Source organism: Corallococcus sp. AB038B, assembly GCF_003668955.1.
Lineage (GTDB): Bacteria > Myxococcota > Myxococcia > Myxococcales > Myxococcaceae > Corallococcus > Corallococcus exiguus.
The window spans coordinates 667,722-682,409 of record NZ_RAWO01000002.1 but is presented as its reverse complement, the minus strand read 5'-3'; the positions used below and the strand labels follow the sequence as shown (position 1 = coordinate 682,409).

Here is a 14,688-nt window from a genome sequence, read left to right as displayed (position 1 = left end):
TCCGTCATGATGGCGAAATGCCCCGGTCCCGCCTGAATGCGTTGTTGGCCGCCGTTCACCCGCGCATGCTGGGCCTGATGGCCTGGGGCGTCATCGCGACCCAGGCGGGCTGTGCATCCCGCCCTGAGCCCGAGCAGGACGACCTGGGCAGCGCCACCGCCGAGGTCACCAGCGGCAACATCCTCTTCGTGGGCAACAGCTTCACGCACGGCAACGAGCAGCCGGCCTATTCGTACAACAAGGCCTCCGTCACCGACACGAACGGCTCCGGACAGGGCGGCATCCCGGGCATCTTCAAGAAGCTGACCGTGCAGGCCGGCCTCACGTTCAACGTGAGCCTGGAGACGGCCAGCGGCCAGACGCTCCGGTGGCACCACACGAACCGGGCCGCCACCATCGGTCAGGCGACGTGGAACACCGTCGTGTTCCAGGAGCAGAGCACGACGCCGCTGCCCACCTCGCGCGGCGGTTCACCCACGGGCTTCACGGATGCCGTGCGCGACCTGCGCACCCTGGTGCGCGCCGCGAACCCTTCCGCGAACCTGTATCTGTATGAGACGTGGTCATCGCCCACGTCCGTGGCCGCCCAGGGCTTCCCGAGCGGGACCGCGGGGCTCCAAGCGATGCAGACCGATTTGCGCGACGCCTACTTCAAAGCCTACCGGGACCTGGGCTTCACGGGCGTCGCGCGCGTGGGCGATGGCTACATGCGCGCGGTGGACCAGAACCTGGCCGACCCGAATCCCGCGGATGGCATCTCTCCGGGGATGTTCAACCTGTGGAGCGCCCAGGACAGCCGTCACTCCAGCAAGTACGGCAGCTACCTGTCCGCGGCGGTGCTGTTCGCGAAGATCACCCAGGCGGATCCCCGCGGCCTGGCGACGGGCACGGGCAGCGCGGCGGCCGACCTGGGCATCAGCGTGGCCGATGCGACGAACCTCCACCGCGTCGCCTACGAAATCACCTCGCTGCCGGATCCGGTCGTGAACGCGCCCACGCGCCTGCGTGTCACCGGCGCGGCCTTCACGGGCTCGGTGACGGCGGGGACGCCGGCCAACATCACCGGCAACACGCAGCTCGCAGCGCTCACGACGTCGGAGGGCACGTTCACGAACCTCGTGGGCGCGACGGCCAACGGCATCACGAGCACCAACACGCCCAGCGCGCGAGGCACGGTGCCCGCGAACGCCAACGCGGCCTCCACCGGGCTGAGCATCCACGACGGCACGAACAACCTGAACACGGGCCACTTCCAGTTCGGCGCGGCGTTCACCACGAAGACTCGCTTCTTCATCGTGGACAGCACGCCCACCTCCACGACGCTCGGCGACGATGCCACCGTCACGCTGATCAACGCGTCCAACCAGACCGTGGGCAGCTACTCGCTGGCGCTGCTCCCGAGCGACTTCACCGGTTCGGCGGCGGGCAACACGTCCACCGCGCTGGCGACCGTCTCGTACACCAGCGGAGTGGCGAGCCTCACCGGCAACCCGGTGGGCACGGTGCAGTCCAAGCTCGGAGGCGTGTCGTTCTCACTCGCGGACCTGGGCGTGACGGACGTCGCGAGCATCAGCACCGCCACCGGCCTGCGCATCTCCAGTGCCACACTGGACCCGAACGTCGTCGGGCTCTACACCGTCCCCTGACGGGCTCGGCCTTAGATGTCGGTCTGCTGCCGGTCCGTCACCCGGTACTCCTGCCGGTAGGCCTTGCCCCCGCGCTCGAAGGTCTCCACCACCGTGACGCCGTCCTCGGCGAGGAAGAGGCGATAGTTCGTGTCCGCCGTGGGGGTCGTCACTCCGTAGTTTCCGAAGGGAAGCTTGAAGACCACGCGCGGGGGGCGATCCGGACAACAGGCCGTCAACAGCGTGGAGGCCAGGGCACTCGTCAGCATGCCCGCGAGCACGATGCCCAGCTTCCTCATGGCTGCCTCTGGAGGCTGAGGTCCCGGTAGAGCTCTCCCGTGCCTTCCGTCGGCTCGGCTTCGAAGAGCATGGCCCTCGCGAAATCGCCGGTCGCTCCCGCCTCCGGCCGCACGGCCCACACGTTGTAGACGGCGCCAATGGGGCCCGTGCCCTGCGCGGGGATGATGGAGACGCCATCCGCGGTGGCCGACACGAGCCGAATCCGGATGCCGTCGGCTTCATCATTCAGCGGATCACACACCCCACCCTGGAGCTTCGCGCCCGCGAACAGGGGCCAGCCCAGCGCGAGTCCCGCGCAGAAGAGTGCCGTCGAGGCGGCCTTGCGATGATGCGAGGAAGAAATTGGCATGGGATGGAGAGCCTGACCCAACGCCGACGCGAAGCAACAGTGACCCCGGGGACAGGATAGCCTTCGCGCTTCCCTGCTTCCGGAGCCCTCATGAGCCTCGCCTACCTCCGACACAGCACCCTGCACCGGGGCTGCACGCTGAGCTGGTTCGTGGAGGGAGACGGTCCTCCGGTGGTGATGATCCAGGGGGTCGGTGTCGGCGCCACGGGGTGGCGACCGCAGGTGGAAGGCCTGGCATCCCACTTCCGGTGTCTCTGCCTGGACAACCGGGGCTTCGGATCCAGCCAGCCGCCGGGCGACGCGCTCACGGTGGAGATGATGGCCGACGACGTACTCGCCTTGATGGACGCGCAGGGCTGGGAGAGCGCGCACATCATGGGGCACTCGCTGGGCGGGCTGGTGGCGCTGTACCTCGCGCACCAGGCACGCGAGCGGGTACGCAGCCTCGCGCTGCTGTGCACGTTCGCGACGGGCGCGGTGCCCACCCGGCTCACGCCGGGCCTGCTGCTCATGGGCCTGCGGACCCAGGTCGGCACGCGGCGCATGCGGCGCCACGCCTTCCTCCGCATGGTGCTGGCGCCCGAGGAGCTGGCCCACGCCGACAAGGACGCCCTGGCGGAGCAACTCGCGGAGCTGTTCGACCATGACCTCGCGGACCAGCCTCCCGTGGCGATGCGCCAGTTCCGGGCCATGCGGAGCGCGGACGCCACACCGTTCCTCCAGGGGCTGGCGGGCCTGCCGACCCTGGTCGTGAACGCCACGCACGACCCCATCGCGCCCCCCACCGCCGGACAGGCCCTGGCGGCGGGAATTCCTGGCGCCCGCTTCGTGGAGTTCCCCCATGCCTCGCACGGCGTGCCCCTGCGCTTCCCGGACCGCGTCAACGCGCTCCTGAAGGAGCACCTGGACACCGCGGAGGGCTCCCGCCAGTCCGTGCGGTGAGGCGTAACGGCGCCGCCTGCCTCCTGGGGGCTCAGGGTGGCACGGCCAGTGCTCATCTGGCCTAAGCTCCCGCCGTCCTCTCCGCCGCACCCCAGCCCCATGAGCCAAGACGCCACGCTCCCTGTCACAGAGAAACACGGTCCGCTCGGACCGCTCGCGCTGTCCCTGTCCGGTGGGGGTTACCGCGCGGCGGCGTTCCACCTGGGGACGCTGCGGTTCCTCGACACCGTGGGACTTCTGTCCGATGTCGTGGGCCTGTCCACGGTGTCCGGCGGCACGCTCACGGGCCTGGCCTGGGTGGTGAGCCAGCTGGACGGCAAGCCGTTCAAGGCGTTTCACGAGACGTTCTCGGCGTATCTGCTTCAGACGAATGTGATTGCGGAGGCCCTGACGGGGCTGACCACCAACCGCGACCACGGCAGCCATGCCTGGGCCAGCCTCATCCGGTCCGCGGCGGAGGTCTACGCCCGGCCCGACTTCCTGGGCGACCGGCGCTTCGGCGAAGTCCTGGACTCAGGCGGACTCCAGTTCCAGGAGGCCATCTTCAACACCACCGAGTTCCATACCGGCCTGGACTTCCGCTTCCGGCGCAGCAACAAACCGCTCACCCTCCTGGGCAACAACGGCTACCGGATGCCTCGCCCGGTGGCCAGCCACGTCCGGTTGGCGGACATCGCCGCCGCGTCGTCGTGCTTCCCGGGCGGCTTTGAACCGCTGGTGTTCCCGCAGCAGTTCCACTGGCCCCAGGGCTATCCGCTCGCCACCGCGCTGGCGGCGCTGGGCCCGGGCTTCCAGAACGGCCTGCCGCTGATGGACGGCGGCATCTACGACAACCAGGGCATCGACAGCCTGCTGCTCGCATTCAACCGCGCGGATCCGCCGCCCACGCTCGTCATCTCCGACGTCAGCGTCCAGAGCCCGGAGATGTACAACGTTCCGGAGAACCCGACGAAGCGTGGCTGGGTGACGCTGAACGGCGTCTCCTGGTTGGCCTACGGCCTCTTCTTCCTCACCCTGCTCTCCGCCGCCATCCTCGCGTGGCGCGGGTTCGAGACCGCTCAAGCGGGCGACTGGGAGCCCAAGGATTACTTCCTCTACCTCATCCCCGGCGTGCTGACGGCGTCGGTGGCGACGGCGCTGGTCTGGGTGCGTGCGCGGCTGACGGACGTCATCACGCTGGTGAAGCGGCAGATGGACCTGGACGTCTGGCCGTCGTTCAAGAAGCTCACCGTGCCGGAGTTCACGCAGATGCTGGTGCTCCGCGCGACGTCGCTGCTGGCGCTGACGACCAAGGTGTTCATGAAGCGGGTGCGCGGGCTCGTGTTCGGTCAGGTGTATGGGGACTCGAGGTTCAAGGACCGGCGCATCTCCAACCTCATCTCCGCGCTCACGGTGGACCGGCCCAACCTGTTCGCGAAGCACCCGTGGCTCAAGCCCGGTGCGCACCTGGTGGCCATGGGCACACAGGCCTGTCAGATGCCCACCACGCTCTGGTTCACGGACAAGGCTCAATTCACCGCGGTGGAGAGCGCGGGCGCGGCCACCATCTGCTACGTGCTCCTGCGCCACATCGTGGAGCACCACGCCGGGCAGTACGAAGCGCCGGGCCAGCCGTTGAATGCCCTGTATGAGCGCCTGCGCCAGGAATGGGCAGTGATCAACCCGGCCGGTGCACCCTCGCAGGAACGACAGGCCGTGGCGGCATGACCACGCTCCTTTCCAAGAGCGATTTCCTTCCGCGCGCGGAGGCCACGCTCGCCCGGCTGGACGGTGCTCTCCGGGATGCGCTCTCCCATCAGGGCACGCCCCTGGTCACGACCCTGGGGAGGGCGTTCCCCAAGGACGCGCTCCTTCAGCCCGCCGCGCTCGCGAAGGCGCTGTGTCCCGGGCCCGTGTCGCATGTCGGCCTGGCCGCCGTGGTGATGCGCGAGTTCCTCGAGCCCGTGGACGCCGTACTGGATGCGTCGCTGTCCAAGGCCACGGTCGTGACGGGCAACGCGAAGGCTCCCGGCTCGCTGCTCGTCACCTGTCCCCTCCTCGTGCTGGGCGACCTGGAGGTCGATGGATTCCTGGACGACTGCGGACCGGACTCCACCATCGTGGTCCTGGGCCGCTGTGTCGCCAAGGGGCTGCGGACGTCGGGGAACTTCCTGGTCCTGGGCGACCTGGTGGTCCGGGACGTCATCCAGGGCGTCTACAACGATGAGAGTCTCATCGTGGCGGGCAACCTGGAGACGCGCTTCCTGGATGAGAATGATCACAAGGTCGCGTGCTACGGAGAACTCCGCACGGAGCATCGCTTCGAGAACGGGCGCTCCGGTGAGGAGGCCGCATCGTGGGCCTCCGCCTTCCTGGTGCCCGGCCTCTGCGACATCGACCTCGGCGAGATCGACCACGGCGAAATCTTCGAACGCATCCGGCGGAACGAACCGGTCTTCACCGAAACGAAGAAGCACCCTTGAGGTGAATGGCCCCGGGGGACGCCTCGGGTTTCGCGTGCATTGGTGGACGCCATGAGTAGGATTCTGGCAGCCCCAGCCCGGAGACCCGATGACATCCCCCACCGACACGCAGGATCCGTACGAGCGCATCTACCGCGTCTGCGAACAGGTGCCCTCCGGACAGGTGGCCACCTACGGAGACATCGCCACCATCGTTGGCGGGGCCTGTGATGCACGCACCGTGGGCCATGCGATGGCGGCGCTGGGTTCGCGAGCGTCAACCGTGCCGTGGCAGCGCATCATCAACCGCACGGGAGGAATCAGCACCTCCGGCCACCGCCAGCGCGAGCTGCTGGAGGCCGAGGGCGTCGCCTTCGATGACGCGGGCCACGCGCGCATGGACGCGCACCACTGGAAGGGCCCGAGCGAGGCCTGGGCACGCGCCAACGGCTTCAGCGTGCTGCCACCCAAGGACGCGCCCGCACCCGATGCGCAGCTCAAGCTCTTCTAGGGCTCACGGAGCGTCCGGGCGACCAAATGCGAGCGGAAAGCGCTCGGAGGCTCGCCTGCTTTTCAGAGCGGAATAAAGGCGTCAGCCTCAGGTCCTCGCTCACTGCTTGGACCTCCGAAGAATGTCCTCTCCCCTGCTCCGCTGGGGCCTCGTGCTCCTGATCTGTCTGCTGGCACCCGCCGGGTTCGCGAAGGAAGCCAAGGTCCGCAGGGCCAAGGCGAAGGCACCGCGACTGGTGCGGATCCACACCGGCCACCGGCTCCATCGCGACGCGGCGTCCGCCTTCGAGCGCATGGCGGAGGAGGCGCGCACGGCGGGGCAGCCCCTTCTCGTCACGAGCGGGTGGCGTTCGTATCAACAGCAGCGCTTCCTGTGGCGCCGCTACCGCAAGGGACTGGGGCCCAAGGCCGCGCGGCCGGGCCGCTCCAATCACAACCGCGGGCTCGCGGTGGACCTGGTCGTGGGCAGCGAGGAAGCCTCCCCCACGTATGACTGGCTCGCGGGCAACGCGTGCCGCTTCGGCTTCCGCCGCACCGTGGCGTCGGAGCCGTGGCACTGGGAGTACCGGCCCAAGAGCACCTCCGCGCCCGACGACGGCGAGGACTGCATGGGCCGTTCCCTCGACGTGGAGCCCACGCCCGCCGTGGTCCGCCAGGACGCGAGCTAGGACGCGTGAGGCGGCAGCTCCACGATGAACTTCGCGCCGTGCCCTGGCTCGCTCTCGACTCGGATGCTTCCTCCGTGCGCCTCGACGATGCGTCGCGTGATGAAGAGCCCCAAGCCGAGCCCTCCGTAGTTGCGTGAGGAGGCGCGCTCGAAGCGCTCGAAGATGCGTGCCTGGGATTCGTATGGAATGCCCATGCCCTGGTCCTCGACGATGAGCCGCGCCCTTCCCGCGTGCTTCGCCACCTCCATCCGGATGGGATGCCCCGCGCCATACTTCATCGCGTTGGTCAGCAGGTTGAGCATGACCTGCTCCAGCCGCAGCCGATCCCAGCGCCCCCACACCGGCTCCCGGGCCACCAGCTCGAACTCGCAGCCTGCTTTCTGCAGCTGCTCCGCGACGTGGCTCGCCACGTGCCGCGCCACCGCCATCAGGTCCATCTCCTCCAGGTGCAGGTCGATCCGCTTCTCGTTGACGCGAGAGACGTCGAGCAGGTGCTCCGCCAGATGTGACAGCCGCTGGAGCTGGGATTCGAAGACCTCCAGCATCCGCTTCACCCTTTCCGGGGACAGGGGGCGCGCTCCCACGAGCACGGACTCCATCTGCTGCACCCGCAGCCTCATGGAGGTCAGCGGGGTCTTCAGCTCATGGGAGGCAATGGACAGGAATTCGTCCCTCGCGCGGATGGACTCCTGCGCCGAGCAATAGAGCTGCGCGTTGTCGATGGAGAAGGCAGCCCGGCGGCCGAGCTCCTCCGTCAAGGCCAGCTCCGCCGGTGAATACGTGCGCCCTGGATCAGGAGAGAGGAGATACAGCACGCCCAGGGTGCGGCCCCGCGCCTGGAGGGGCACGCCGAGCGAAGGCCGGTCGTCGAGCGGCCGCAGGTCCTCCGGCAGCTCGTCGGGATCCCACAGGCCCTGTGACGCTTCGGAGACCTCCGACTCTCCCGTGGCCAGCACCCGAGCCGGACCGTGGAGGGACTCCGGCCCCGGCGGATGGCGTCGCAGGAACTCCCGCACGCTCGCGGCGCGGGCCGGCGAACGGTCCGCCACCGCCACCGGCCGCAGGCCCACGCCGTCCGTCCGCACGAAGAAGACACACAGCTCCGCCAGCAGGGGCACGGCCAGCTCGGCGACGCGCTGGAGCGTGGTTTCAGGATCGAGCGAGGCCACCAGCTCACTGCTCGCCTCGGCCAGGAACCGCTGTGACACCTCCATCCGCTTGCGCTCGGTGATGTCGGTGGCGACTCCACAGAGCGCGTAGGCAACCCCATTGGCGTCGAGGAGCGGGAACTTCTGCGTGAGGTGGACGTGGATCCCATCGTCGTGCGGGAGCCGCTCCTCCCGTTGCACGGGGACCCGGCTCTGGAAGATGTCCCGGTTGGCCTGGTGCAGCGTCTCCGCGATGTCCCGGGGAAAGACATCGAAGACCGTCCTGCCGGCGACCTGTTGCCGGGTGCGGTGGAAGAGCCGCTCCCACTCGCGGTTCACGAAGAGGAAGCGCTCCTGCGTATCCAGGAGGAAGAACACGGTCGGCGCGTTGTCCAGGATGGCGCGCAGCCGCTGCTCGCTCTCCTGCAACGCCTCCTCCGTTCGCTTCCGCTCGGTCACGTCGTTCAGCACCGCGAGCGAACGGACCATCTTGCCGGAGGTGTCCCGCTCCACGATGGCGGACAGCAGGACGTCGATGAGCTGCCCGTCCTTCTTCACGAGCTGGTACGGCACGTCCTTGCACACCCCTGTCTTGTAATACTCGGGCAGGACGACCTCGCGGGCGTACCGCCGGGACTCCGGCGTGAGGAACTCCACCGATTCGCGCCCGAGCACCTCCGCGCGCTCGTAGCCCAGCGTGCTCAACCAGTAATCGCTGACGCTGATGAGCCGCCCGCGTGGATCAATGGATTGCATCATCACGGGCGTGGTGTTGTAGAGCGACCGGTACTTCTCTTCGCCCTCGCGCGCCGCGTCCTCGGCCCGCTTGAAGTCGGTGACGTCGCTGATGACGGAGGCGCCACCGCGCACCTGGCCGGCTCCGTCGCGAACCGGACTGGAGCTGACGTGCAGCCAGGTTCCCGCCGGCCTTGAGGCATTGCGCAGGAAGACCTCCGCGCGGCTGACGGTCTCCCCCCGGAGCGCCCGGCTCATGGGCAGACGCTCGGCCGGATAGAGCGTGACCTGGTCCGGAAGGTAGAGCCCGAAATGCGCCGGCCAGCGGCTGACCGGCTCGTCGGTGGGCCCCATGCCCAGGATGTGTTCCCCCTTCGGGTTGATGAACACGAGGTGCTGGTGCTCATCCGCCACCAGCAGCCCCTCGCCCATGCTGGCGAGCACGGCGTCGAGGAGGCTGCTGTACTCCGGTGGCGGGCCACGCGGAGACGGATGCGCTGGGCTGTCGTGCAGGCGGGCCATGGGACGCGTGGAGGGGACGGACTCTTCCCTCTTCAACGATGGGGGCTCGCCCGCCCATGTGCCAGACGCCGCCCGCCCGGCGTTACTGGAGGGCTTCCAGCAGGGCCGCCTGGAGCGCCTTCCGGTTCTCCGGGAAGCGCTGGTTGGGATAGGGCCGCGCTCCGCTCAGGAGGGTTTCATACTGCTTGTACATGGGGTCGGAGCGTGCGGGCTCCTGCTGATAGAAGGCGCGGTTGGCCTGGAGCAGGTAGCGAGGCCGGGTGCCCTGGGGGCCGTCTTCGCTGAAGGCGATGAGGCTGCGCGTTTCGGGGTCCTGCATGAACGACGTGAAGGCCCGGGCATCCTCCGCGCACGTCCCCGTGCAGTTCGCGTTGAGCACCAGCGCATCCACGAAGACCGCCGGAGCCGAGCCCGCGCCCAGCGGGACCGAGATGACCTCCGGGAGCGGCATGGAGGGCTGTGACTGGAGGATGTAGAACAGGCGCTCGGTGTAGCCCATGAAGCCATTGGCCTGCTCCTGGGCGAAGGCCACTTCCGCCACCGTGTTGTCCGCGTAGCTGCCATCCAGGCACGGATTGACGCCCGCTTCGAGCGAGCAGCTGTCGACGACGTCCGCGAACGCGTTCAGGGTCGGAGAGTCGAGCGGCAGCGAGATGGCGCTCGCGAGCACATCCCCCGGATGCGTGTCCGCCCAGGCATCGATGTACGAGGAAGGCAGCGTCCAGCTCCCATCGAGGTTCGTCGCCAACGGGCGCTTGCCGGGCGCCGCCTCGCGAAGGATTCGCACGAGCGAGGCGCTGTCCGTGGCGGACCGGATGTTCGTGGTCCGCGAATACACGACGTTGGTGCAAAGGTAGGTGGGCACGCCGTAGTTCTCACCGCCAATGCGGACAGCCTCCTCCGCCGCGGAATGCACGACGCCCGCTTCCAGCGCGACCGGCTGGATCCACCTCTTCTCCGCGAGCGAGCCGAGGATCAGCGTGTCCACCTCCACCACCTGGGCGGCCCCGGTCCCCGTGCCGAGCAGTTGGTTCAGCGTCCCGCCTTCATCCAGGTCATAGACATCCAGGTTGGCGTCGAAGACAACGTCCAGGTCGATGTCCGGATGGGCCGCTTCGAAGTCGGCCTCCAGCCGTTGCTCCAGGCTGGCGAAGCTGTCCCCCGCGGAGTCGGGGATGTATGGGAACAGGACCGCCTTCAGCGGACGCCTGGAAGTGGGGTCGGGATCGGATGATTCCGAGCAGGCGCTCAGGACCAGGACGGCGGGGCAGATCAGGGATCTCCAACGCATGGCGGGTGTTCTCTCTCTGAAAGGAATGCTCGCTGGCGCGCGAGCGGTCCGGGGCGGGATGATGGTCTGGAGATGCGCGATCCGAAGCGAATTGTGGCGGCGATGCCCTCGTGGGCCAGCGATATGTGCGGGCTTGGGGGGATGGTGATGCTCCCACCCGTCTACCTGTGGATCCTCATCGTCGGCATCATCGGTCTGACGGTGCGCAAACCCCTCTCCGCACGCATCTCCATGGGCGTGCTGATTGTAGGTAGGCTCCTCGCCCTGGGCACGGCGCTCCTCTGGCTCAACGCTTCCTTCCACTGCGAGGGTCTGCGGCACCCGACGATGCTCCTCTGGTCCGTGGGCGCGATCGCCCTGCTGACCACGTCCCACGTCTGGAGCTTCTGGCGGCTCGTCACGAGGCTTGCGCAGCAGGCGCCCCCGACGGCGGATGCCTAGCCTCACTCCTCCACCAATTCGGCAGCAGCGCGATGTGAAGGCTTCGGGAGACGCTTCGGGAATCGGGATGATTTCCCGAAGATTCATCGGGAATCGCCGCCAAGGAGGACGCCGCCAAAGCTTCAACAGGGCTGGCTGCCGCGAGCCACTTGAGCCAACCCCCCGGAATCACAAGACTTCAATATTGGCCCGGGCGCTGCAATAGGGCGAACGCGGGAACTCATTCCCCTTCACCCGATGAGGCTCATGATGACGAATCCATCCAGTGGCGCGGCGGCACTGAAGCTGTTCACGCAGGTAGAGCAGACCGGCAGCATCATCCTTCGCGGTTATTCCTCCCTCCAGACCGCGCGCGAAGCCATTGCCTTGGCGGTCCAGCAGTCCGGGCACGCAATCACCTTCGATCCCGGGAGCACACCAGAGTTGGTGGACTACCTCATGGTGGCGTTGATCGATGGAGCCGACGCCGCAGTGCAGGGCGCATTCTGGGGCATGCTGGTGGGATTGTTGTTCGAACGGCCTACCCTGGGGGCTGCGATTGGCGCAGGGCTCGCGGGGGGTATTGGCGCCACGCAGGGTCTTCAACGTGTTGAGAACGGTTGGCGTATCCGTGCGGTTCGGGCCGCGGACCAGACCCCCATCTTGACGATCGAAGCGCATCGGATTGGCTAAACCATGATCTACGTCGACGAAATGCTTCCCGCTGGTGAACTGGAGAGTGAGGTCGTCCTGCATCTGCGACTTCACCTGCGCCGCGCCGTGCGCCGTCGAGGAGAGACAGCGGCCCAAGACCTTGCCATGCTGTTTGGCTTCCCAAGGGCACAAGGAAGCGACGATGACTGGAAGAAGGCTTCCGCGCAGCCTGAACCCTTCCTGCAGGGTGCGGAGGTGGCTGCACGACGGCGAGGCTCCTCTCAGGCCATTGTGGCCCTGGGACATGACGAGGCCCATCTCAAGGAATGCAAGACCTGGCTTGAGAAACGCAAAGAGCAGGATGCCGTCTTCAGCAGGCTGCTGGCCACGGACCTCGCGACGCTCCTTGAGTTGTCGAAGGCGCGGGACCTCGCGGCCGCTCGGATCGGAGAAGCGGGACACACCGTCCGATACCTTCCGTTATTGATCCAGGGCGACACCGGGGTCGGAAAGGAAGTGCTCGCGGAGAGCATCCACGCACTTTGGAAACAGGAGGCACGCAGACCCCAGGCCCCTTTCAAGGTCGTGCAGGTCGCCGGGCTTCCTCCCGACCTGATCAACGACGAGTTGTTCGGCCACGCCGAAGGGGCCTTCACGGGAGCCCGGACGAGCCGCCTCGGGCGGCTGGAAGCCGCGCAAGGCGGAACGCTGCTCATTGATGAGGTGGGCGACCTCCCGCCCGACGCACAACTCCGGCTGCTCCGGTTCCTCCAGACGCACAAGCTCGCGCGTCTGGGAGAAAACGAGGAGAGGGAGGTGGACGTCCGCATCCTGGCCGCGACGTGGAGGAATCTCGAGCAGATGGTGCAGGAAGGAACCTTTCGCCAGGATCTGCTCTACCGATTGCGGTCAGGAACAGCACTTCATCTGCGCCCCCTCGCGAGGCGCGAGGGATTCTTCCAAGAGGTGGTGCCGGAGCTCATGCGACGGCGCGGGAGTGCCGTCAGTCCCCCGCTCACGCGGAGTGCGCTGGCCGCCCTGACCCTGCATCCCTGGCATGGCAACCTCCGCGAGGTGGTGGGCGTCCTCGACGAAGCGTTGTCACTGTCGGAGCGAGGCCGGGTGGGACTGGAGCATCTCCCCGCGCACATCCAGCGGCCATTCCTAGCGCAAGCGCTTCACCAACGAGCGCCGAGCTTCCTGTCCGATGAATTGGAGAGCCAGGAACTGACCGCGCCCCATGTGCAGTGGCGCATTGAGCAGGTGGAGCAATCCCTGTCGGGTCCGCTCGAGACGGTGGAGCAGAGTGCTGACCTGGGACAATTGACCGGCTTCCTTGGTTCCGTGGGGAAGGACGCACCGGAGAATCAGGAAACGCTCCAGAGCATGGAAGAACTGGCGGAAAGGGAAAAGCAAATCCGCCAGGCCATCACCCTGAGTCAATATTGGAGGCATCAGGCGGGGGTGTCCGGCCTTCCCGCCATCGTGCAATCGGTGTTGCATGAAAAGGTAGCCGCTGCGGATCGCGCGCTGGAAGAAGCCAAGGGCCGCTACCTGGAGCATCTCGCTCGAGCGAACGCACTGCTGAGCAAGAACCCCTGGATGAGCTTGGTGAACGAGATTCGGAGACTGCCGCTATTCCAGGAGGTGGATCAGAAGAGCGTCACGGACTTCATCACCACCATTCTCAAATTCCTCGAGTCTATTTTCCCCCCACTCGCCCAGGAGCTCCGATCCCTGGTGCGCAAGGGAGACGTGCTCAAACGAATTCAGGAAGAACTGAGCCCGCCAACTGAGGCGTCACAGGAAACCGAAGACGAAGACAGCAAGCCGGAACGCAAGCGAAAACCATCCGACCTGGCACGAGAGGAATGGGAGGCACTGACAAAGAGTCACAAGTCCTTGAGCGAGGCTTGCGACGCAACAGGGTTCGACCCCAAGACGTTCAAGACATGGTTGGGGAAGCATGGAATTGAGAACCCGTGGCAGCGTTCCCAATCGCAGTAGCTCTGCACCGCCACGGGTTGGGGCGGCGTCACCAACGCCGCCGCTCAAAGAACCTTCGAGGGATGCATCCCTATCGCGCGAGGAACGCCCGCATCTCTGAGACGACCTCCGCCTGTCGCGGGAGCCAGAGGTAGTGCCCCGCGCCCTGGAGCGTCACGAGCTTCCAGTTCGGCAGGCTCTTGAGCAGGGCGTCCTGGGCGGCCTCGTGCTGGCTCAGCTCCGGAAGGAACGCGCGCGCCCGCTCGCGCAGGTCCGCGGGGACGTTCTCCGCCTGGGACAGAAACGCCACCCAACCCGCGAAGGCCTGGCCGTCGGAGAGGGCCAGCACCGGGCCCCGCAGCTTCGCGTAGTCCGGCAAGGCCGAGCCCCGGATGCACTGCTCCGTCGCCTCCGCCAGGCGGCGGTAGCGCAGGTACGCACCGGTGCCAGCATCGAACTCATACGCCTGATCAATCTCGTGCGGCGGGAACGGGCCGCCCAGGTCGCGCGCCAGCAGCGCTGTCACCGCTTCACGTGACGGCTGTCCATCGAGCACGGTGAACGGCAGCGGCGGCAACGGGCCGGGCTTCAGGAACTCGGCGATCTCTCCCTTGTTGTCCGTGGCGTCCAGGAAGATGAGCGCCTCCACGCGCTCCGGATGATTCAGCCCCATCCAGTTCAGCTCGTCCCCCGCCAGCGAATGCCCCACGAGCGTCGCCTTCGCGAGCCCCAGGCCCTCCATCGCGGCCAGCACGTCGTGCCCCAACGTCGCGCTGTCGTAGCCGGTGGCCGGCCAGCTCGACGCACCGAAGCCGCGCCGGGTGAAGGCATAGACGTGGTGCGTGGCGATGAACTCCGGCGCCAGCAAGTCGAAGACATGGGCCGTGCTGCCCAGGCCCGGCAGGAACACCAGCGCCGGACCCTTGCCGCCGTAGTCGAGCACCTCCAGCTCGACCTCCGGGGCCACCCGCACCCGGCTCACCTGGTGCAGCGGGTCCACCGTGCCGCCGGGCGGCGGTGACGGCGTGGTCGCACAGGCGGAAAGCAACAGCACCCACGACAAACGAAGCCAGGACGTTCGCATGGGTGGAAACCTT

The 14,688-nt window shown here is 67.4% G+C and carries 14 protein-coding genes; 9 read left to right on the top strand and 5 right to left on the bottom strand.

All coding sequences use genetic code 11. The annotated features are described in order from the left end of the window. Positions 1 to 17 precede the first annotated feature (17 nt). Entirely contained in the window at positions 18 to 1,646 is a 1,629-nt protein-coding gene (locus D7Y04_RS13935) for a cell division protein FtsK (RefSeq protein ID WP_121759640.1), read from the top strand. 11 nt (positions 1,647 to 1,657) lie between these two features. Here the strand turns inward: D7Y04_RS13935 and D7Y04_RS13930 are convergent, their stop codons facing one another. Continuing rightward, positions 1,658 to 1,924, bottom strand: coding sequence for a hypothetical protein (locus tag D7Y04_RS13930; protein ID WP_121759639.1), 267 nt, complete (start codon positions 1,922 to 1,924; stop codon positions 1,658 to 1,660). Next, positions 1,921 to 2,274: a hypothetical protein gene (locus tag D7Y04_RS13925; protein ID WP_121759638.1), complete on the bottom strand. Its 354-nt coding sequence runs from the start codon at positions 2,272 to 2,274 to the stop codon at positions 1,921 to 1,923. Before D7Y04_RS13925 ends, D7Y04_RS13930 begins: the two co-directional genes overlap by 4 nt. A gap of 90 nt (positions 2,275 to 2,364) precedes the next feature. On the opposite strand from D7Y04_RS13925, the gene D7Y04_RS13920 reads away from it, so the two are divergent. From D7Y04_RS13920 to D7Y04_RS13900, 5 genes are all read left to right on the top strand, one after another. After that, on the top strand, positions 2,365 to 3,216 hold the full coding sequence (locus D7Y04_RS13920) for an alpha/beta fold hydrolase (protein ID WP_121759637.1): 852 nt from the start codon (positions 2,365 to 2,367) through the stop codon (positions 3,214 to 3,216). A gap of 99 nt (positions 3,217 to 3,315) precedes the next feature. Next, entirely contained in the window at positions 3,316 to 4,923 is a 1,608-nt protein-coding gene (locus tag D7Y04_RS13915) for a patatin-like phospholipase family protein (protein WP_233601406.1), read from the top strand. Next, positions 4,920 to 5,678: a hypothetical protein gene (locus tag D7Y04_RS13910; RefSeq protein ID WP_121759636.1), complete on the top strand. Its 759-nt coding sequence runs from the start codon at positions 4,920 to 4,922 to the stop codon at positions 5,676 to 5,678. The genes D7Y04_RS13915 and D7Y04_RS13910 overlap by 4 nt, the downstream gene beginning before the upstream one ends. An 88-nt stretch (positions 5,679 to 5,766) precedes the next feature. After that, positions 5,767 to 6,168: an MGMT family protein gene (locus tag D7Y04_RS13905; protein WP_120574251.1), complete on the top strand. Its 402-nt coding sequence runs from the start codon at positions 5,767 to 5,769 to the stop codon at positions 6,166 to 6,168. A 121-nt stretch (positions 6,169 to 6,289) separates the two neighbouring features. Further along, the gene (locus D7Y04_RS13900; protein WP_121759635.1) at positions 6,290 to 6,835 is read left to right on the top strand and encodes a D-alanyl-D-alanine carboxypeptidase family protein; all 546 of its coding nucleotides are present in this window, start codon (positions 6,290 to 6,292) and stop codon (positions 6,833 to 6,835) included. Here the strand turns inward: D7Y04_RS13900 and D7Y04_RS13895 are convergent. Beyond that, positions 6,832 to 9,240 (bottom strand): PAS domain S-box protein, encoded by a 2,409-nt coding sequence (locus D7Y04_RS13895; RefSeq protein WP_121759634.1) that lies wholly within the window; start codon positions 9,238 to 9,240, stop codon positions 6,832 to 6,834. The genes D7Y04_RS13900 and D7Y04_RS13895 overlap by 4 nt on opposite strands. Positions 9,241 to 9,322: 82 nt before the next feature. After that, on the bottom strand, positions 9,323 to 10,531 hold the full coding sequence (locus tag D7Y04_RS13890) for an extracellular solute-binding protein (RefSeq protein ID WP_121759633.1): 1,209 nt from the start codon (positions 10,529 to 10,531) through the stop codon (positions 9,323 to 9,325). Positions 10,532 to 10,678: 147 nt separating this feature from the next. Between D7Y04_RS13890 and D7Y04_RS13885 the strand changes: the two genes are divergently transcribed. The 3 genes from D7Y04_RS13885 (at position 10,679) to D7Y04_RS13875 (ending at position 13,612) form a co-directional block, all read left to right on the top strand. Beyond that, positions 10,679 to 10,972 (top strand): hypothetical protein, encoded by a 294-nt coding sequence (locus D7Y04_RS13885; protein WP_147477107.1) that lies wholly within the window; start codon positions 10,679 to 10,681, stop codon positions 10,970 to 10,972. Between the two features lie 246 nt (positions 10,973 to 11,218). Next, positions 11,219 to 11,644: a DUF1269 domain-containing protein gene (locus D7Y04_RS45110; protein ID WP_199749661.1), complete on the top strand. Its 426-nt coding sequence runs from the start codon at positions 11,219 to 11,221 to the stop codon at positions 11,642 to 11,644. 3 nt (positions 11,645 to 11,647) lie between these two features. Further along, complete coding sequence (locus tag D7Y04_RS13875; protein WP_121759631.1) at positions 11,648 to 13,612, top strand: sigma-54-dependent Fis family transcriptional regulator; 1,965 nt, start codon at positions 11,648 to 11,650, stop codon at positions 13,610 to 13,612. 70 nt (positions 13,613 to 13,682) lie between these two features. Here the strand turns inward: D7Y04_RS13875 and D7Y04_RS13870 are convergent, their stop codons facing one another. Beyond that, complete coding sequence (locus D7Y04_RS13870) at positions 13,683 to 14,675, bottom strand: alpha/beta fold hydrolase (RefSeq protein WP_121759630.1); 993 nt, start codon at positions 14,673 to 14,675, stop codon at positions 13,683 to 13,685. Positions 14,676 to 14,688 lie beyond the last annotated feature (13 nt).

What these genes read in the sequence shown, in the direction of transcription:
- D7Y04_RS13900 (WP_121759635.1), top strand. Translation starts at nt 6,290, where the DNA reads ATGTCCTCTCCCCTGCTCCGCTGGGGCCTCGTGCTCCTGATCTGTCTG.
- D7Y04_RS13870 (WP_121759630.1), bottom strand. Translation starts at nt 14,675, where the DNA reads ATGCGAACGTCCTGGCTTCGTTTGTCGTGGGTGCTGTTGCTTTCCGCC.
- D7Y04_RS13905 (WP_120574251.1), top strand. Translation starts at nt 5,767, where the DNA reads ATGACATCCCCCACCGACACGCAGGATCCGTACGAGCGCATCTACCGC.
- D7Y04_RS45110 (WP_199749661.1), top strand. Translation starts at nt 11,219, where the DNA reads ATGATGACGAATCCATCCAGTGGCGCGGCGGCACTGAAGCTGTTCACG.
- D7Y04_RS13885 (WP_147477107.1), top strand. Translation starts at nt 10,679, where the DNA reads ATGCTCCCACCCGTCTACCTGTGGATCCTCATCGTCGGCATCATCGGT.
- D7Y04_RS13920 (WP_121759637.1), top strand. Translation starts at nt 2,365, where the DNA reads ATGAGCCTCGCCTACCTCCGACACAGCACCCTGCACCGGGGCTGCACG.
- D7Y04_RS13910 (WP_121759636.1), top strand. Translation starts at nt 4,920, where the DNA reads ATGACCACGCTCCTTTCCAAGAGCGATTTCCTTCCGCGCGCGGAGGCC.
- D7Y04_RS13890 (WP_121759633.1), bottom strand. Translation starts at nt 10,531, where the DNA reads ATGCGTTGGAGATCCCTGATCTGCCCCGCCGTCCTGGTCCTGAGCGCC.
- D7Y04_RS13935 (WP_121759640.1), top strand. Translation starts at nt 18, where the DNA reads ATGCCCCGGTCCCGCCTGAATGCGTTGTTGGCCGCCGTTCACCCGCGC.
- D7Y04_RS13915 (WP_233601406.1), top strand. Translation starts at nt 3,316, where the DNA reads ATGAGCCAAGACGCCACGCTCCCTGTCACAGAGAAACACGGTCCGCTC.
- D7Y04_RS13930 (WP_121759639.1), bottom strand. Translation starts at nt 1,924, where the DNA reads ATGAGGAAGCTGGGCATCGTGCTCGCGGGCATGCTGACGAGTGCCCTG.
- D7Y04_RS13895 (WP_121759634.1), bottom strand. Translation starts at nt 9,240, where the DNA reads ATGGCCCGCCTGCACGACAGCCCAGCGCATCCGTCTCCGCGTGGCCCG.
- D7Y04_RS13875 (WP_121759631.1), top strand. Translation starts at nt 11,648, where the DNA reads ATGATCTACGTCGACGAAATGCTTCCCGCTGGTGAACTGGAGAGTGAG.
- D7Y04_RS13925 (WP_121759638.1), bottom strand. Translation starts at nt 2,274, where the DNA reads ATGCCAATTTCTTCCTCGCATCATCGCAAGGCCGCCTCGACGGCACTC.